Source organism: Pseudomonas sp. MSSRFD41 (assembly GCF_014230245.1).
Classification (GTDB): Bacteria; Pseudomonadota; Gammaproteobacteria; order Pseudomonadales; family Pseudomonadaceae; genus Aquipseudomonas; species Aquipseudomonas piscis.
Genome location: NZ_JACKZK010000026.1, coordinates 36,830 through 51,479, shown reverse-complemented (window position 1 = coordinate 51,479; position 14,650 = coordinate 36,830). Strand labels below are relative to the sequence as shown.

Sequence of the window (14,650 nt, the reverse complement as noted above, 5' to 3'; positions counted from 1 at the left end):
GCAAGTTGTAACTTGCATGGCCATGCAACGCCTGCTCGTAGTGAGCAACTAGTTACCCAGCGCCATTAAAACGCCATAGTCGCTAAAAATTGAAAATAGTTTTTTGATAAAACATACGGCTCTGGCCGTTTGTACTAATTTGAATTGTCGAACAATCGATTTTACTTTGAATTCTTTACCCTGCATGGATATCGACTAGTTGTGTACAAGGAGATATTCATGAATCAGGAAACCATCTACAAAATCCACTATCTGCTACATGGCCAGCCAAGATTCTTCGTTATCAGGGCCAAGACCATGGATAACGCCAAGGCTTGGCACTGGGCCAGTTGTGATGCGGGCGTCGGGATCATTCCGAAGTCCGATCGCGACCCGGTAAAGAAGGTCTCCAGGCCAATGGCGGAAAAGTACGGGATAACCGACGTCAAGTGGTTCCATTCGGCCCCGCTTCGTTGGTCTGAGCAGGGACAGAAATGAAACGCCAAGCCACCAAGAAACCAAGCGCCCGGGACTGGGACGCGGAAATAGCTGAAAACACCCGACTGTTCTACGAGGCCGACCGGCTGGACGACCTGGCCTACCAGATCATCGGCCGAGGTGCCTGTGACAAGCAGGTCTGGGCCCGCTACTCCCAGGCCAAGAGCCGGGCGGACGGCAAGCGCCGTGAAGCCTTGGCCCAGTGGCTGAGCATCAGACGGGCCATGCAGCGCTGCGGAACCGCCCTCAGACCCTGGGGCTGATGCTCAGGCGTTCGCCGACCACCATTTCCGTGACCCAATCCACCAGGATCGTGGTGTAGGCCTCCTGTGAGGCCTCGCTGGAAAGCGCGTGGTCGGCATCGTCGATGATGCGATGGGTCAGCGAGTGACTGCGCTGGAAAGCCGCCCGATAACTCATGATGGTGGCATGGGGCACATGTTCGTCGTGCTCGGACTCGACCAGCAGCACGTCTCCCTGAAACCCGGCACAAGCCTTGAGTGCCCGGTTACCCTGTATATCGATGGGGCTGGCCCGATAGCGCTTGAGATCCTCGCGATCCAGGGCCCGCTTGGGCACCAGCCAGTCACGATCGCGATAGATGGCCGGAACCCGGAGCGCCAGCCAGCGTACTCGGCGCAGCTGGCTGAGAAGGGTGGCCAGGTAGCCGCCGTAGCTGGTACCGACCACCGCCACGGCCATCGGATCGACCGTCGGATGCGCCACCAGGTGGTCGTAGGCGGCGAGCACGTCCTGCAAGCCGTCTTCGCGCGATACCTGGGCCTGGCGCTGGTTGGCCGCACCGTGGCCACGCAGGTCGAAAGTCAGGCACAGGCAGCCCAGGCCGGCGATGCCCCGGGCCCGGTTGAGGTCGCGTTCCTGGCTCCCGCCCCAGCCGTGGACGAACAACACGCCGGGCACCCGGACCTTGGGGCTGAGCAGATTGCCCGCCAGTCGTTCCGCTTGGACATCGATCAGGACCTGTTCGCTGTTAACCGCCATGGGCCTGCACCTGCGCATACTTGAGTAGAAAGCCACCCGCCTCGTCAGGCCCGCGATACAACAGCACGGCGCCTGGAGGCAGCAATTGTTCCTGGCACGTCTCGCAGGTCTCGGCCCGCAGCCAATCCACCTGCGGCTGCTGGCGAAACACCTGCAGGGCCGCCAGTTCCGCTCCCGTGGCCCCGCCCACGCGCCACGACTGCTCCAGCACTCCGAGCCGGAACCGGCCATCGTGGCCCAGCCCGCCTATCACGTCGTAGTTGCGCCGCGAAGCGAAGAACCCCGGCAGGCAGGCCGTGGCCGCCGCGTCGTAGGCCCGTGCATGCTCCACCGCCTGGCGCACCTCGGGCTCCAGGTCATGCTGTAGCAACTGGGCATACCCCCCACGCGCCAACCACAGCTGGGAACCGGCGTACACCGGCTCGCCGCGCTGGTTGGGCTGCTGGGACTGGCGCCCGTGATAGCTGATCAGCAAGCCGTCGATCAAGACCTGGCCCACGCTATAGGTGCGGGTCTGGTGCAGGTTCTCCTCCAGTACCAGGCCCGCACGGCAGGTATCGGGGTCCAGTTGCCCCAGCCAATGCTCCAGGTCCTGGGCAGTGCGCAGCACCACCTGTCCCGTTCCGCCGCTGGCCTGGACCTGCTTGACCCGCAATTGGGCCGGGCCCAGGTACTGGCGGGCGATACGCCGGGCATCGGCGATATCGAACACTGTCAGTCCCGGCAGCACCACCTGGCGCACTTGACGGCAGAATTGCGGGTTCCAACCGACTGGGCGATAACCGGTGCGCCGGGGCAGCGGATGGGAAATGGCCTTGCTGGCCATGAACGCCTGCTGCACATGGCCTCCCAGCAGGTCCTGGACCCCGGTGATGCCCAATTCACGCCGCTGCTCGCCGATCAGAGTGCGCGTAGGTACCAGGTACATGCCAGTGCGCGGCATGGGGTCTTGCCAGGCACCGTCGAACGGCCAGCCAAGGATCTCGGCCAGCCAGCGGGCCAGGTTGAGGTTGGTCTGGCGCTCATGCAACGCAGCACCAGCGTGGCAGTGGGCCACGACCCTTCGGCTGATGGACCGCTCAGGCATCGTTCTGGCTCCCCCTTCGGGCGCTGCTATGGCTGGCCGCCGGCGTCGCGGTTTCCGTTGTCCCGGGATTCGGGCTCGCTCATCTGGACCGAGGCCTTGGAATGGTCCTTGTCCTGGTCCCCGCTATTTTCGAAGCAGCCCTGCAGGGCCAGCAGACAAGCGAGCAAGAGGGTTATCCGGGAGACGTTGATTAAGTTATTCATGGCACACCTGCGACAAAAAGGCTGGTAGTAAATCAGTAGAAAAACCTGTCTGGCACAAGTTCAAGATTCAATGTTCCGATAATGACCGAATATCGAATCACCCATATGGACAGCGTATGCATCCATATGGGTGTTTACTTATGCACGCCAGTTACTCAAATACCGCTTATTTATAAAAACCCATCAAGAAAAATAACTAGCCAATGGCCAGCCAATACCATTCATCGCCACAGCGGGGATATTTTTCGACCTTGGGAATTTTCCCGAACTCCCAGTTAATGCTCACTATGCAGTGAGCGCCGATATTTCATCACCAAGAGGAAATCATCATGACGACTAAAGGCAATAACAACCCGGGCAACTTCGCCAACGATCGCGAAAAAGCATCCGAAGCCGGGAAAAAAGGCGGTCACGCTTCCGGCGGCAATTTTGCCAATGACCGTGAAAAGGCCTCCGAGGCCGGCAAGAAGGGTGGTCAGCACAGTGGCGGTGGGCATGGCCGCAGCTGATACCTGAGGTGACTGCGCAAGGGCTGCGGCCCTTGCGCCCTTCATTCAGTCCAGCGTTGCCGGGATCCTGACCCGGAACGTCGTTCCTTGCTCTCGAGTAGATCGCACCTCGATGTGCCCATCGTGCCCCGCCACGATCTGCGCGGCGATGAACAGGCCCAGGCCCAGCCCTGAAGAAACACCGCGCTCGTAACCACTGCCACCGGCGTTGAACAGCAGCGGCAGCGCCTCGGCGGCGATGGGCTCGCCCTGATTGTGCACCTCAACGCAGATCGCAGACGCATCACGCTCCAAGCGCACCTCGATGGGCTGGCAGCTATCGCCGTGCTGCACGGCATTGCCCAGCAGGTTGGCCAAGACCTGGCCCATGCGCCCGGGATCGAACAATCCGTTGAGCGGCTGGCATTGCTCGAACCGGATGCACACCTCGGGATAGCAAGCGCGCACCTCATCGATGATCTGGGCACAGAGCGCCGTCAACTCGATGCGCTCCTTGCGGATCCGAATACCCTCCCCCAGGTTGCTCCGCGCCAGGTCCAGCAGGTCGTCGACGATCCGGTTGGCCCGGCGCACGCTGGCGCCGATCTGCAGCGCCAGGTGCTGCTGGCGGCCTTCGGCCACCGATCGCGCCAGCAGGTCGGCGCCCATCAGCACCGCTCCCAAGGGGGTTCGCAAGTCATGGCCGAGAATGCCCAGGAACAGCTTGCGGGTCTGCTCCAGGGCCGCCTCGAAGGAAGCGATGGACTGGGTGAGCGCCTGGTCGACGGCCTCGTTGAAACGCAGCATGTCGTCGGTACGGGTGGCTTTGGCTTCCAACTCGTCGCACAGCCACAAGCGCAACACGCTGGCCCGCAAGGCCCGGTACTCGGCAACCATCTGGTTCAAGGTGAAGCCCGCCGACCAGCGCGCCTGGGCGTGATTCTGCGCTGCCGTATCAGCCTGGACGACCGGGCCACGGCCCTGGGACTTCTCGAACTGCTGCGCATCGTTCTGCGGGGTGAGCATGTCGTGGGCGATGCCCCTGAGAATATCCGCCGCCTGGTTTCTCAGGCCGCGGGCATCCTGGGTCGGATAAGGGGTTTCGATGGATCTGGCGAACCTCTCCCATTCCAGCAAGATCGATTCCATGTGGATGAGAATGAAATTGGCGAGTCGCATGGAGGCTCCTTGCTGGATCCCGTGGCCATCCTGGTCCGCTGCAACTGTCCCGGCGGTGTCCTCGATGACCACGGGTGACGATGTGGATCGATACTGGCTGGCCCCTTCAGGTCGCACCAGCGCCGTAAAAGCATAGAAGCAATGACCACCCTCGGTGTATACGGTTCCAGGATCCCGGCGGACTCAAGCTGGCGGCTCGTCCATTCCAAGCTTTCGCCGCATCGCCAGGGTGATCGATTGGCGGGTGGCGGCATAGCCGGCCCAGGGGTCGGTGGTTTCATCCAGGCGTCGCGCCAGGTCGGCCAGGGTCCACTGCCCCGCTCCACGCAGCTGCTGCAATTCGTCACGGTGCACCGGCACCGAGACCGGCAGGCCTTCCCGGGCCCGCAGGGAATAGGCGCAGACCGTGGTCGCTCCCCGCCCGTTGCGCAGGTAATCGATGAAGATCCTGCCCACCCGGTTGCGCGGCCCGGACACCGCCGACAAGCGCTCGGGAAACAACCCCGCCAGGTGCTGGACCATTGCCTGGCTGAAGGCCTTGACCTCGTCCCAACCGGCCCGCCGCGCTAACGGCACCAGCAGATGCAGGCCCTTGCCCCCGCTGGTCTTGATAAAGGCTCGCAAGTCCAGCTCGTCAAGCAGCGCCAGGGTCAGCTGGCAGGCCTCGACCATGCTCTTCCAGGGCAACGTCGGGTCCGGATCGAGGTCGAGCACCAGGCGATCAGGCCGGTCGAAGTCCTTGCTGGTGGCGTTCCAGGTATGCAGTTCCAGGGTGTTCATCTGCACCGCGCCCAGCAGCGCTGGCAGCCCCTCGATGACCATGGCCGCCTGGCCTGCCTGGGCCTTGGTAAAGGTCCGCAAGCCGGGAATCGCCAGTTGCGCGGCGTGCTTCTGGAAGAACAGCTCTCCCGCCAGGCCTTGGGGAGCACGCACCAGCGCCACCGGGCGCTGCTGCAGGTGGGGCAGGATCCACTGCGCCACCCGGGCATAGTATTCGGCCACCTTAAGCTTGGTGGCACCGCTTACGGTATCGACCACACGCTCGCCATGGGTCATGCGCAAGCCATCGGCTGCTGGGCTGGCCGCTGGGGCTGGTGCCGCTCGCTCCAGGACCACGCCAGTGGCCGGCTTGTCATCGCGCAGGCCATGGAAGACACCGTGGCGTACCACCCCTTCACGGGTCATCTGGCTATAAGAGACTTGCGCCAGCAAGCGCGGCTGCACCCAGTGCACGGTGGCCGCAGGCACCCCCGCGGGCGCTTTATCCAACACCGGCCGGGATGTTTCCAACGGTCGCAACCGCTGGAGCAAGTGCTGGAGGGAAGCGCTGCTGAAGCCGGTGCCGACCTTGCCGGCGTAACGCAAGCCGCCCCGGTCCGGGTCGTGCAGCCCCAGCAACAGCGCGCCCAGGGCACTGCGGCTGCCCTTGGGATCGGTGTAGCCGAGGATCACGAATTCCTGGCGTTGCTGGCACTTGAGCTTGATCCAGTCGCCGCTGCGCCGACTGACATAGGGGCTGTCGGGGCGCTTGCCGATCAGGCCCTCCAGGTGCATCTGGCAGGCGCCGGCCAACAGCTGCTGCACAGGCTGGTCGAAAGTCTCGGAATAGCGCAGCGCCGCCGCGCGGTTGTTGGCCAGCAGTGCCTTGAGCGCAGCGCGGCGCTCGTGCAGCGGTCGCTGGCGCAGGTCCACGCCATTGAGAAAGGGCACATCGAACAGGTAGTAGAGGATGTCCTGGTCGGCCCCGGCATCGAAGGCGTTCTGCAAGGCCTGGAAGTCGGCCACACCGTCGGCATCCAACACCACCATCTCGCCGTCCAGCCATGCCGATTCCAGTCCCAGCTCGGCCAGGGCCCGGGCCTGGTTGGGCATCCTGGCCGTCCAGTCCAGGCCGCTGCGGGTCAGCAGTTGCACTTGCGTTCCTTCGATACGGGCCAGCATGCGGTAGCCGTCGAACTTGATTTCATAGAGCCAGTCGCCCGCCGGCGGCGTGTCCACCAAAGTGGCCAACTGCGGCTTGAGCGAGCCCGGTAACTCCTGGTACGTGGAGCGTGCCCTGCTCCCAGACCTGGGCCGGGAAGTGGACGCCGATGCCTGGCGCGGCGCCAGGGTGCGCGCGCTGAGCACGCTGTGCGGCTGCGCCTGGAGGATGTCGTACTCCGCTTCGGCACGGGCCTGGTCATCGGCGGACTTGACCAGCAGCCATTGTTCCTTCTTGCCTGCCAGGCGGGTACGAAACAGGTTCCACCAGCCTCCGAGCTTCTCGCCTTGCAAGCGAAAGCGCAGCTTGCCCCGGGCATAACCCTCGTGGGGGTCGCCCTCGGGAAACCAGCTGCCGCGGTCCCAGACAATCACCTCGCCCGCGCCATAGTGGCCTTCGGGGATATGCCCTTCGAAGCTGGCGTAGTCCAGGGGATGGTCCTCGACATGCACGGCCAGGCGGCGCACCCCGGGGTCCAGCGAAGGTCCCTTGGGAATGGCCCAGCTTTTCAGGGTGCCGTCCAGTTCCAGGCGAAAGTCGTAGTGCAGGTGGCTGGCATCGTGTTTTTGCACGCAGAACTGCAGGGCCTGCGCCGGCCTGCCACGGGGCCGACGGCCCACTGGCTCGGGGGTGGCCTGGAAGTCACGTTTATTGCGGTATTGCGATAGCGGTCTGGCCATGGCGCTGCTCCACGTGTGGCGTGCCCGATGGCCGACAAGGCCAGGGACCTGTAACGGTGGAGACGGTGCCCTGGGAGAAGTTCAAGGCACTTGCCGGCCAGGCCTACCGACGGTTGTCTGCTGCCTGGCCAGACCTGCCTGGACTAGGACGCCCGCCGTCGGGTGCGCTTGACCGGCCTGTCCGGCTTGGCCTTGCCACCACCGAGGCTGCGCTTGAGCAGTTCGGTAAGGTCGAGGATATCGGCACTCTTGTCCTGCGCCGCCTGCCCCATGGGCACTGTGGCGATCCGGCCCTTGCGGGCCTTCTCCTGCACCAGGGCCATGATGCTGTCCGTGAAATCATCGTGATATAGCCCAGGCTCCCAGTGGCCGCTCAAGTCCTCCACCAGCCGCTTGGCCATCTGCAGCTCGCGCTTGTCGAGCTTGGGCCGGGTCACGCTGCTGTCCAACTCCAGCCCCGCAAGACTGCGTACTTCGTCGGGCCAACGCAGGGTGATCAACACCAGTGCATCCTCCAGCGCCCGCACCAGGGCCAGGTGTTGCCGGGTATGCAGCACCACCCGGGCCAGCGCGACCTTGTCCGTGGCCTTCAGGGTTTCGCGCAGCAAGGCATAGACCTTGCCGCCGCGCCGGTCGGGACTCAGGTAATAGGGCGTGTCGAATTGCTGCTGGGGAATCTCCGCGGCAGCGATGAAGGAGAAGATATCGATGGTTTGGGTGGCCGCGGGCCGGGCCTGGCGGATCTCGTCTTCGCCGAGCACCACGTAGCGCCCCTTCTGGTACTCGATACCCTTGACGATCTGCTGCGGCTGCAGTTCCTCGCCGCTGACCTTGTTGATCCGCCGATAGCCCACCGGCTCCAGGCTGCGCTTGTCCAGCCAGTCGAAATCCAGCCCACGGCTGGCGACCACGCTATTGAGGGACACCGGGATATGCACCAGCCCGAAGCTGATGGCGCCCTTCCAGATCGCTCGGGCCATGACGACCTCCTGCAAGGCAGTGACGGGAACATCCGCAGGACAACCTGCCCTGCGCATCTGGAAGATTCGACCGCAGGGGCAATACCCCGTTCCTAAGGATTCTCTGCGCGCCCTGCGCTAAGCGGGGCGCTTGAACAGGACGAATCCGGACATCAGGATCATGACAAGCCCGGTGACGATCCGGGCATTCAAGGACTCTTCGAACACCAGGACTCCCCAGAGAATGGCGAAGACCAGGTAGGTGTAGTCGAACGCGCCGATGATGCTGGGCTCGCCGATCTGGTAGGCCCTGGCGATACCGGTGCTGACCAGCACCATCAGCACCGCGAGCAAGACCATCAACGTCCAGTCGGCCAACTGCATGTACGACCAGTCGCCCAAGAGGAAACGCAATTGCCCCTGCTGCGGCTCCAGGGGCCCGGCCATGGCGATCAACAGGCTGCCGAGCAGGCCGCTGGCCAACAGCACCAGGTTCATCAACATGGCCAGCACCATGGCGTCCTCGTCCGCGCACTTGCCCTTGGTCACCACCGCTGCCAGGGCGTAGAGAATGGCCGCGAGGATCGGCAGCAAGGCATAGGAACTGAAGTCGTCCGCCGTAGGATTGAGGGTGACCAGCACCCCGGCGAACCCCAGGACGATGGAGAACCACTTGCGCGGGGTAATCCGCTCTTTCAGATAGATGGAGGAGAACAATGTGATGAACAGCGGTGTCGTATAGATGGCCAGCGCCGCCATGGTCAGGGTAATGAACGGCAAGGCGGCATAAAAAGCGATCCACATCAGGGCCAGCAGGAGCCCCCTGAGCGTCGCCCAGCCTGGGGACTGCGGCCATAGGCTGTCCTTGCCGTTGCGTAGCAGCACCAGCGCGGCCAGCATCACCACCGCCAGCAAGGAGCGGATGACATTGAGCTGCCATAACGAAATCTGCGCGCTTGCAGCCTTGATGATGGCATCCGAAACGGACAACAAGAAAACCGAACCGACCACTATGATGATGCTCTGACGGTTCTCCACGGACGAAACGTTCATGCTTGCGCTCCTGCTGTCTCCCTTCTGGATGTGCCGACAGATTCTGCTCACGCATCCAGCGCGGTTAAAGCGACTTGTGGTTAAGCAGGAGGAACCAAAGTTATGGACAATTTCAAACGCTCGCTCCCGCCCCTCTCCAGCCTCGTGCCCTTCGAGGCGGCCGCGCGCCTGCAGAGCTTCTCCAAGGCCTCGCAAGAGCTGAACCTGACGCAGGCAGCCATCAGCAAGCAGATCCGTGCCCTGGAGGAATACCTGGACGTCACCCTGTTCACCCGCAGAAATCGCGCGGTATTCCTGACCGCGACAGGCAGGGAATTTCGCGATGTAGTCAGATCCTCCCTGCTGGGGCTAGCCACCAAGACCGAGGAACTGCGCAAGAAACGGGACGCCCGGGAAGTCGCGCTGACGGTCCAGCTTTGCGAGGCCTTCTACTGGCTGACCCCCAAGCTGGCGCTGTTCCACCAGCGATTCCCCGAGATCGATACTCGCCTGAATGCCTCCACCGCCCCCATCACCGAGGTCACCGAGAAGTTCGATATCGCCATCCAATCCACCGGGCGCCCCTCGGGCGGCCATTCCCGGCTGTTCACCATCAGCGACGAGATCTTTCCGGTCTGCAGCCCGGGCTACTGGCAGCAGTTGCCTGCCGCGGCCCGGACCCTGGAGCACTTGGCCGAACTGCCACTGCTGCATCATTGGGTGGTTCCCCAGGACTGGATGACCTGGGCCCAGTGGCTGGCCCGCTACCGACTCGCGCTTCTGGACGAGACCCGGGGCAAGTTCTTCGACAGCTACCCGGTGATGATGCAGGCCTGTGTCGAAGGCTTCGGCTTCGCCCTGGGCTGGCGCCGCACCACCGAGAAAATGATCGATAACGGCGAGCTGATCCGCCCGTTCCAACAGTCGATCAAGATCGAGGAGGCGCTGGCGGTCTACCAGTGGCAGAACAGCCCTCTGCGCGCGCGCAGCCGCAGCTTGCTGCAATGGCTGCGCCCTGTCTGCCAGGACTAGTGGCGACACTGGCGGCCAACCCCACAGGCATGGAGATTAGCTAGGCGCTGCGCCATGCAGGCGCTGCGCTGGCCTTGCGATCACCCACGCCGCCAGACCACCGGGAACCAGTCTTCGCGCATGCGATCACCGTCGTTCAGGTCGATGCCGGGAAAGGGCGGCGAGGTACGCCCCGGGCGCTGGATGTAACGTACGTCGTCGCCCATGAACCGGGTGGAGAACGCCCGTCGACGGCCGCTCCCGGTGTTGCCGGCGGCGCCATGCACGGTGCGGAAGTCGAAGACGATGGCGTCCCCCGGTTGCAGCTCCGGGGAGAGTATCGGGTACTGGCCGTTGTCCACGTCCGGCATGTCCATGAACAGGCTCTCGCCGGTGTGGTCGTCGGTGGCGCCGTAGAAGTCCTGGTTGCTGGCCCAGCTCTTGGGCCGTACCGGCTTGGGCCAGCGATGCGAGCCCAGGACCACGCTCAGGGTGTTGCTGCGGGTCACCGGGTCCAGGGGAATCCAGTAGCTGGCCGTCTGCAAGCCGTCGACGCAGTAGTAAGGCAGGTCCTGGTGCCAGGGCGTGGGCTTGGAGGTGCCGGGCTCCTTGACCAGGATGTGGTCATGGAAGACCTGCACTTGTTGCGATGCCATCAACTGCCCGGCGATGGCCGCCGCCGGCGAGTTCAGCACGAAGTCCTGGAAGGCCGGGATACGCTGCCAGTTGCAGTAGTCCTCGAAGAAGCGCCCACCTTCGCCACTGCCGACGTTCTCGATGGCGAAGGCGCTGGGTTCGGCCAGGTTCTGCTCGAAACCTTCGCGCAAGCGCTCGATCCAGTCGCCAAAGACTCCACGCAGGACAATGGCGCCATCGCGCTGAAACTCTTCGATCTGCCGGTTCATCACATCAGCCTCTATTTGTTGTTTTAATGAAGCCCAGTATCGAGGCCCTGAACTTTTCCCGTAAACGACAGATTACTTATTCATCAATATAGGCACTTTATATAACCAACCGGTTGCCAGCCCCGGCGTTTGCCCAGTTAATAGCCCTGCCTGCCTCCCCCTCATCCATTGCCGGAACAGGAATACCGGCCCCTCGCGTTTCATCATCGGCAGTTGACACCCGAATAATAAGAACAATCAGGAGTGACTTGAGATGAACGATAAACAGCCCTCCATGCGGCGGGGCCTGAGCACCCGTCATATTCGTTTCATGGCCCTGGGTTCGGCCATCGGCACCGGGTTGTTCTACGGTTCCGCCGCGGCGATCCAATTGGCCGGTCCTTCGGTCCTGCTGGCCTACCTGATCGGTGGCGCGGCCATCTACATCATGATGCGCGCCCTGGGCGAAATGGCCGTGCGCGAACCGGTGTCGGGGTCCTTCGGGCACTACACCAGCCAGTACCTGGGACGCTTTCCCGGCTTTCTCACCGGCTGGAGCTATGCCTTCTCGATGCTGGTGGTGTGCCTGGCCGATGTCACCGCGTTCGGTATCTACATGGGTTTCTGGTTTCCCGATACGCCCCGCTGGATCTGGGTCCTGGGCATCGTGTGCGGCATCGCCGCGCTGAACCTGTGCAGCGTCAAGGTCTTCGGGGAAATGGAATTCTGGCTGTCGCTGCTCAAGGTCACCGCCATTGTCTCGATGATTGTCGGTGGCATCGCGATCCTGCTGCTGGGCATCCAGCCCGGCGGTTCGGCCCAGGTCCAGTCCGGCTTCAGCAACCTGTGGAGCCATGGCGGGTTCTTCGCCAATGGCATCGGCGGACTGGTCGCCTCGTTCACCGTGGTGATGTTCGCCTTTGGCGGCGTCGAGATGATCGGCGTCACCGCCGGCGAGGCCAGGGAACCGCAGCGGGCGATACCCAAGGCCGTCAACTCGGTACCGCTGCGGATCCTGCTGTTCTACGTGCTGACCCTATTCGTGCTGATGGCGATCTACCCATGGTCCAAGGTGGGTAGCGAAGGCAGTCCGTTCGTGCAGATCTTCAGTGCCCTGGGTATCGAGTCGGCGGCGGCCTTGCTGAACATCGTGGTGATCTCGGCGGCGATCTCGGCCATCAACAGCGATATCTTCGCCGCCGGACGCATGATGTACGGCATGGCCGAGAACGGCCAGGCGCCGACGAGCTTCGCCAGGTTGTCGCGTTTCGGGGTGCCCTGGATGACGGTCGCGATCATGTGCGTAGCCTTGCTGATCGGGGTCCTGCTCAACTACCTGGCACCTGAGAATCTGTTCCTGATCCTGGTGGCGGTGGTGACCTTCTCCATCGTCTGGGTCTGGCTGATGATCCTGCTGTCGCAAGTCATGATGCGCCGGCGCATGACGCCCGAGCAGGTCGCCGCCCTGGTCTTCCCGGTGCCACTCTGGCCGGTCGGGCCGGCCCTGGGCATCGCCTTCATGCTGTTCATCTTCGGCGTCCTGGCCTGGTTCCCCGATACCCGCACTTCGTTGTTCGTCGGGCTGGGCTGGCTGGTGCTGCTGTCCATCGGCTACTGGCTATGCATCGCCCGGGGCGGCAAGCAGCCGGGCGCCGCGAGCAAGCCGGTCCCGGCCGACCCCTCGCCCTAGCAGGCAAACTGCTGGCTGGCCCATTCCTGGAAGGCCTGGGCCACCGGCGACGGGCGCATGGCGCTGGACTGAGCCAGCACCACCGGCTGCGGACTGACGGCCTCCAGCAACGGCCGACAGGCCAGGGGCTGGCCGTCATAGCTGCGATCGCCCACCGGCCGCGTGCAGGACAGCGCCACGCCATACCCATGGGCCACCAGGCCGCGCTGCATCTCGAAGGTCTGGGTCAGTTGCAATGACGCCGGCTGCAGGTCGTGTGCCCAGAACAACGACAGGAAGTACTCGCGGGTACGGGCGATGTCCTCCAGGATCAGGCACTCGGCGGCCAGGTCCACCAGAGAAACCTGCTCCTGGGCGGCCAGGGGGTGACCCACTGGCAGCAGGGCGTAGGGCATCAGGCGCTCCAGCTCCCGGGCCTGGATGTTAGGGCTCAGGCCCATTCCATAGGTCAGGGCCAGCTCCGCCTGCCCTTCCAGCAAGCGTCGATTGACGCCCGCCAGGTCGCTCTCGAACAGGGTGATCGAGACGTCAGGGTGACGCTGGCGAAAGCCCGCCAGCAGGCGTGGGGTGAAATACGGTCCCAGGTCCTGGAAGCACACCAGGCTCAGGTTGCCGCGCAGCCCGGCCTGGTGATCCTCGACGCCGACCATGGCCCCCGCCCGGCCCAGGATGTCCCGTGCCTGTTCCAGGCGCTTGCGGCCCGCCGGAGTCAACTCCATGCCCCGGCTGACCTGGCGATGAAAGAGCTTTTCGCCAAGTGCCGTCTCCAGTTGCGCGATCGCCAGGGACACCGAGGGCTGGGAGATGTGCATGGCCCTGGCAGCGGCGCTGACGCTGCCCTGCTCCGCGGCCGCGACAAAGTATTCGAGCTGGCGAAAGGTGAACCCGATCATCGGCCTGGCTTCCTGATTATTGTTTGCAGCGATGATACAGCGGCCCCGGCATCTATCGGCAACGCGCCCTCCTCCCCGATCCATCCATGTCGAAAGTACACAGCGCTGGCGTTGATTCGTGACTTCAAGTCAAAGGACTTTGGTGCGCCGACGGCTTAATCCGCCACCGGGCGGTGGCCATACTACGCCGCATCCAAGCGATCGCTGAGCCGCGGGCCATAAGCTGCGGCAGCCAACGCACCGATCATCGTACGCAACAATCACTAGGAGCAAATCCATGAGTATTCCATCCTTTGGCCTCGGTACTTTCCGCCTGACCGGCCAGGCGGTCATCGATTCGGTGAAGTCGGCGTTGGCCCTGGGCTATCGCGCGATCGACACCGCGCAGATCTACGGTAACGAAGCCGATGTCGGCCAGGCGATCGCCGAAAGCGGCGTAGCCCGCGGCGAACTGTTCATCACCACCAAGATCTGGGTCGACAACTACGCCGCCGACAAGCTGGTTGCCAGCCTGCGCGACAGCCTGGGCAAGCTGCGCACCGACTATGTCGACCTGCTGCTGATCCATTGGCCGGCCCCGGGCAACGGCGTCGAGCTGGCCGAATACATGGAAGCCTTGCTGGAGGCCAAGAAACTGGGCCTGACCCGCCAGATCGGTGTTTCCAACTTCAACATCGAACTGACCAGGCAAGCCATCGCCGTGGTCGGCAAAGAGCAGATCGCCACCAACCAGATCGAGCTCAGCCCCTACCTGCAAGGCGGTAAGCTCACTGCGTTCCTCAAGGAACAAGGGATCAGCGTCACCTCCTACATGACCCTGGCCTACGGCAAGGTACTCAAGGACCCGGTATTGGCCGAGATCGCCGCCAAGCACCAGGCCACCGTGGCCCAAGTCGCCCTGGCCTGGGCGCTGCAACTGGGCTATGCGGTGATCCCGTCGTCCACCAAGCCAGAGAACCTGGCCAGCAACCTGCTCGCCCGCAGCCTGCGCCTGGACGAGCAAGACATGGCGCGTATCGCCACCCTTGAACGCAATGGCCGCGAAGTCAGCCCTGACGGCCTGGCGCCAATCTGGGACTGATGC

At 63.5% G+C, this 14,650-nt stretch carries 14 protein-coding genes and 1 pseudogene; 6 read left to right on the top strand and 9 right to left on the bottom strand.

All coding sequences use genetic code 11. The features are described from left to right. Positions 1-219 precede the first annotated feature (219 nt). On the top strand, positions 220-477 hold the full coding sequence (locus H7A76_RS27225) for a DUF6555 family protein (protein WP_185701382.1): 258 nt from the start codon (positions 220-222) through the stop codon (positions 475-477). Next, positions 474-740, top strand: coding sequence for a hypothetical protein (locus tag H7A76_RS27220; protein ID WP_185701381.1), 267 nt, complete (start codon positions 474-476; stop codon positions 738-740). The genes H7A76_RS27225 and H7A76_RS27220 overlap by 4 nt, the downstream gene beginning before the upstream one ends. Here the strand turns inward: H7A76_RS27220 and H7A76_RS27215 are convergent. From H7A76_RS27215 to H7A76_RS27205, 3 genes are read right to left on the bottom strand one after another with little or no spacing between them, the layout of a single operon-like run. Further along, entirely contained in the window at positions 724-1,479 is a 756-nt protein-coding gene (locus tag H7A76_RS27215; protein WP_185701380.1) for a S9 family peptidase, read from the bottom strand. The genes H7A76_RS27220 and H7A76_RS27215 overlap by 17 nt on opposite strands. Further along, on the bottom strand, positions 1,469-2,566 hold the full coding sequence (locus H7A76_RS27210) for a DUF3182 family protein (RefSeq protein WP_185701379.1): 1,098 nt from the start codon (positions 2,564-2,566) through the stop codon (positions 1,469-1,471). The genes H7A76_RS27215 and H7A76_RS27210 overlap by 11 nt, the downstream gene beginning before the upstream one ends. Positions 2,567-2,592: 26 nt before the next feature. After that, positions 2,593-2,769, bottom strand: a complete 177-nt coding sequence (locus tag H7A76_RS27205; RefSeq protein ID WP_185701428.1) for a hypothetical protein — start codon at positions 2,767-2,769, stop codon at positions 2,593-2,595. Positions 2,770-3,110: 341 nt separating this feature from the next. Here H7A76_RS27205 and H7A76_RS27200 point away from each other — a divergent pair. Beyond that, positions 3,111-3,278 (top strand): annotated as a pseudogene (locus H7A76_RS27200) (general stress protein); the annotation flags it as partial. A 45-nt stretch (positions 3,279-3,323) separates the two neighbouring features. On the opposite strand, the gene H7A76_RS27195 reads toward H7A76_RS27200, so the two are convergent. The 4 genes from H7A76_RS27195 to H7A76_RS27180 form a co-directional block, all read right to left on the bottom strand. Further along, positions 3,324-4,436, bottom strand: coding sequence for a sensor histidine kinase (locus tag H7A76_RS27195; protein WP_185701378.1), 1,113 nt, complete (start codon positions 4,434-4,436; stop codon positions 3,324-3,326). A gap of 183 nt (positions 4,437-4,619) precedes the next feature. Next, positions 4,620-7,097, bottom strand: coding sequence for a DNA ligase D (gene ligD / locus H7A76_RS27190; RefSeq protein WP_185701377.1), 2,478 nt, complete (start codon positions 7,095-7,097; stop codon positions 4,620-4,622). Positions 7,098-7,240: 143 nt separating this feature from the next. Beyond that, on the bottom strand, positions 7,241-8,077 hold the full coding sequence (locus tag H7A76_RS27185) for a Ku protein (RefSeq protein WP_185701376.1): 837 nt from the start codon (positions 8,075-8,077) through the stop codon (positions 7,241-7,243). A 117-nt stretch (positions 8,078-8,194) separates the two neighbouring features. Further along, complete coding sequence (locus H7A76_RS27180) at positions 8,195-9,109, bottom strand: DMT family transporter (protein WP_185701375.1); 915 nt, start codon at positions 9,107-9,109, stop codon at positions 8,195-8,197. Between the two features lie 102 nt (positions 9,110-9,211). On the opposite strand from H7A76_RS27180, the gene H7A76_RS27175 reads away from it, so the two are divergent. Beyond that, positions 9,212-10,120: a LysR substrate-binding domain-containing protein gene (locus H7A76_RS27175; RefSeq protein ID WP_185701374.1), complete on the top strand. Its 909-nt coding sequence runs from the start codon at positions 9,212-9,214 to the stop codon at positions 10,118-10,120. 80 nt (positions 10,121-10,200) lie between these two features. Here H7A76_RS27175 and H7A76_RS27170 read toward each other — a convergent pair whose 3' ends face one another. After that, positions 10,201-11,004 (bottom strand): phytanoyl-CoA dioxygenase family protein, encoded by an 804-nt coding sequence (locus H7A76_RS27170; RefSeq protein WP_185701373.1) that lies wholly within the window; start codon positions 11,002-11,004, stop codon positions 10,201-10,203. Between the two features lie 253 nt (positions 11,005-11,257). Between H7A76_RS27170 and H7A76_RS27165 the strand changes: the two genes are divergently transcribed. Beyond that, a complete protein-coding gene (locus H7A76_RS27165; RefSeq protein ID WP_185701372.1) occupies positions 11,258-12,673 on the top strand; it encodes an amino acid permease in 1,416 nt (471 codons plus the stop codon). On the opposite strand, the gene H7A76_RS27160 is transcribed toward H7A76_RS27165, so the two are convergent. After that, the gene (locus tag H7A76_RS27160) at positions 12,670-13,566 is read right to left on the bottom strand and encodes a LysR substrate-binding domain-containing protein (RefSeq protein WP_185701371.1); all 897 of its coding nucleotides are present in this window, start codon (positions 13,564-13,566) and stop codon (positions 12,670-12,672) included. The genes H7A76_RS27165 and H7A76_RS27160 overlap by 4 nt on opposite strands. 277 nt (positions 13,567-13,843) lie before the next feature. On the opposite strand from H7A76_RS27160, the gene dkgB reads away from it, so the two are divergent. Then, on the top strand, positions 13,844-14,647 hold the full coding sequence (gene dkgB / locus H7A76_RS27155) for a 2,5-didehydrogluconate reductase DkgB (protein WP_185701370.1): 804 nt from the start codon (positions 13,844-13,846) through the stop codon (positions 14,645-14,647). The last annotated feature ends 3 nt before the right edge of the window (positions 14,648-14,650 follow it).

Bases quoted from the DNA above. Each gene is read 5' to 3' on its own strand.
- H7A76_RS27180 (WP_185701375.1), bottom strand. From the start codon at position 9,109: ATGAACGTTTCGTCCGTGGAGAACCGTCAGAGCATCATCATAGTGGTC.
- ligD (WP_185701377.1), bottom strand. From the start codon at position 7,097: ATGGCCAGACCGCTATCGCAATACCGCAATAAACGTGACTTCCAGGCC.
- H7A76_RS27220 (WP_185701381.1), top strand. From the start codon at position 474: ATGAAACGCCAAGCCACCAAGAAACCAAGCGCCCGGGACTGGGACGCG.
- H7A76_RS27175 (WP_185701374.1), top strand. From the start codon at position 9,212: ATGGACAATTTCAAACGCTCGCTCCCGCCCCTCTCCAGCCTCGTGCCC.
- H7A76_RS27195 (WP_185701378.1), bottom strand. From the start codon at position 4,436: ATGCGACTCGCCAATTTCATTCTCATCCACATGGAATCGATCTTGCTG.
- H7A76_RS27225 (WP_185701382.1), top strand. From the start codon at position 220: ATGAATCAGGAAACCATCTACAAAATCCACTATCTGCTACATGGCCAG.
- H7A76_RS27210 (WP_185701379.1), bottom strand. From the start codon at position 2,566: ATGCCTGAGCGGTCCATCAGCCGAAGGGTCGTGGCCCACTGCCACGCT.
- H7A76_RS27185 (WP_185701376.1), bottom strand. From the start codon at position 8,077: ATGGCCCGAGCGATCTGGAAGGGCGCCATCAGCTTCGGGCTGGTGCAT.
- H7A76_RS27165 (WP_185701372.1), top strand. From the start codon at position 11,258: ATGAACGATAAACAGCCCTCCATGCGGCGGGGCCTGAGCACCCGTCAT.
- H7A76_RS27205 (WP_185701428.1), bottom strand. From the start codon at position 2,769: ATGAATAACTTAATCAACGTCTCCCGGATAACCCTCTTGCTCGCTTGT.
- H7A76_RS27215 (WP_185701380.1), bottom strand. From the start codon at position 1,479: ATGGCGGTTAACAGCGAACAGGTCCTGATCGATGTCCAAGCGGAACGA.
- H7A76_RS27160 (WP_185701371.1), bottom strand. From the start codon at position 13,566: ATGATCGGGTTCACCTTTCGCCAGCTCGAATACTTTGTCGCGGCCGCG.
- dkgB (WP_185701370.1), top strand. From the start codon at position 13,844: ATGAGTATTCCATCCTTTGGCCTCGGTACTTTCCGCCTGACCGGCCAG.
- H7A76_RS27170 (WP_185701373.1), bottom strand. From the start codon at position 11,004: ATGAACCGGCAGATCGAAGAGTTTCAGCGCGATGGCGCCATTGTCCTG.